The sequence below is a fragment of the Gordonibacter pamelaeae 7-10-1-b genome (assembly GCF_000210055.1).
In the GTDB taxonomy this organism is placed as follows: Bacteria; Actinomycetota; Coriobacteriia; order Coriobacteriales; family Eggerthellaceae; genus Gordonibacter; species Gordonibacter pamelaeae.
In genome coordinates, this window is sequence record NC_021021.1 from 418,529 (window position 1) to 420,773 (window position 2,245).

Consider the following 2,245-nt stretch of genomic DNA (forward strand, 5'->3'; position numbering starts at 1 on the left):
CGTGCATGTTGATGCCGGCGTCGGCGAGGGTCTGGCACGCGGCGGCCAGGCGGCCCTTCTCGTTCTCCAGGAACACGGTCAGCTGCTCGATCATGGCTTACTTCCCTTCCCTCTGGTCGATGACGCGCTTCGCTTTGCCCTCGCTGCGGGCGATGGTCTTCGGCTCGACGATCTTGACCTCCACCGATACCTGCAGGTTGCTCTTCAGCTCCACGCCCAGGCGGCGCTTCAGGTCCTCGATCTTGCGCACCTCGTCGATGGGGAAGTCGGGAACCGTCTCCACCTGCAGCTCCACGTGGTCGAGCGGGCCGCGCGTGGTGAGGATGATCTGGTAGTGCGTAGCGATCTCCGGGAAGCCGGTGATGACCTGCTCGATCTGCGAGGGAAACACGTTCACGCCGCGGATGATGAGCATGTCGTCGGTGCGGCCGCGCAGCTGGTCGATCTTGCGGTGCGTGCGCCCGCACGCGCACGGCTCCGAGATGATGCGGGTGACGTCGCGCGTGCGGTAGCGCACGAGCGGGCAGCACTCGCGGGTGAGCGTGGTGATGACGAGCTCGCCCCACTCGCCGTCGGGCACGGGCTTGAGCGTCTCGGGGTCCAGGATCTCGCAGTAGAAGTGGTCCTCGGCCACGTGCAGGCCGGCGCGTTCCGCGCATTCCATGGCCACGCCGGGGCCCATGATCTCGGAGAGGCCGTACACGTCGCAGTACTGGATGCCCAGCTTCGAGGCTATCTCCTCGCGCATGTTGTCCGACGCAGGCTCGGCGCCGAAGATGCCGCCGGAGATCTTGAACTCGGTGGCCGGGTCATAGCCCATCTCGATGGCGGTGTCCGCGATGAGCAGGGCGTACGAGGGCGTGCAGGCAAGGATGTCCGTGCCGCAGTCCTTCATCATCTGCACTTGGCGACGCGTGTTGCCCGAGGAGGTGGGGATGACCGAGCAGCCCATGGCCTCGCCGCCGGCGTGCGCGCCCAAACCGCCCGTGAACAGGCCGTAGCCGTAGGACACCTGGATGGTGGAGTTCTCGTCGCCGCCCACCATGGCGATGCCGCGGGCGAAGCAGTCGCCCCAGTTCTTGAGGTCGGACGCCGTGTGACCCACCACCGTGGCCTGGCCCGTCGTGCCGGAAGACGCGTGGATGCGCGCCACGTCCTTCTGCGGCACGGCGAACAGCCCGAACGGGTAGGCGTCGCGCATGTCCTGCTTCACGACGAACGGGAGGCGCTCCAAGTCCTCGAGGGTCTGGAGGTCGTCGGGGGTGACGCCCGCCTCCTTGAAGGACTGCTGGTAGAACGCCACGTTATCATAGGCGTGGCGGACGCTCTGCTTCATGCGCTCGAGCTGGAGTTCGCGCAGCTGCTCGCGCGGCATGGTTTCGATGTCTGGCTGGTAGTACACGGCTCACCTTTCCTCGTTCTGCTTCTTCGCGGCGTCGTCCCCGGCGGCCGCGCCGTCCGTCTTCTCCTTGGCCTCGGGGCCCGCGACCACGACCTCGGTGACGGGGTCGTACGTCGAGTAGAACGGGTCCTCGTGCAATATGCTTCCGTCGGAGGAAGCCACCGTGCGGATCACCGTGATCTTCCTGCCGTCGGTGCCCGCGGTCTTGACGTAGCTCGTGCCCGGCGCCATGGAGTCGTCGCGCTCGGTCTTGGTCTTGTGCTTCTCTCCCTCGGTCCACTCCCCCACGTTCGTGCTCACGCGGTAGCCCGGATCGACTCCGTACAGTGTAACGGTTACGGACGTGTCGGTGTAGCTGGTGCGCATCAAAACATCGGAAGCGCCGTCGTTCTTCCATACGAGGTCGAGCTCGTCCCAGCTGACCGCCGCGTCGCGTCCGGCCGGGTAGCTGGCGATGTAGAGCGAGTGGTTGTAGCGCGTGGGCACGGGATAGCCGGCGTCGTACACCGCGTTGAACACGGTGGTGGCCACCTGGCAGATGCCGCCGCCCACGGCGTCTTCATATTCGCCGTCGATGATGGCGCCGGCGCCCAGGAAGCCGCGCTCGGCGTTGCACTCGCCCGACGTGCCGTTGAACGACCAGGTGCCGCCCGCCGGGGCCACGGAGTCGTTCAACAGGTCGGACACGAGGCGGATGTTGTGGTTGCGGTTCTCGGTGCCCGCGCCGCTCGTGAACTCGGTCGTGTACGACGAGATCTCGGCCACGAGGCCGAGCGAGACGGCCTCGTCGAACGTGGACGTCTCGGGGGCGGTGCCGCTGCCCACCGCCACCTCGACGGGCTG

General features: G+C 66.9%; 2 protein-coding genes. Both read right to left on the reverse strand.

Annotated features, from left to right (window positions below; all coding sequences use genetic code 11):
* Positions 1-97: 97 nt before the first annotated feature.
* Entirely contained in the window at positions 98-1,402 is a 1,305-nt protein-coding gene (locus tag GPA_RS01950) for a phenylacetate--CoA ligase family protein (protein WP_041238798.1), read from the reverse strand.
* 3 nt (positions 1,403-1,405) lie between these two features.
* On the reverse strand, positions 1,406-2,245 hold an 840-nt coding region (locus GPA_RS01955; protein ID WP_197533056.1), incomplete at its 5' end, for a VanW family protein.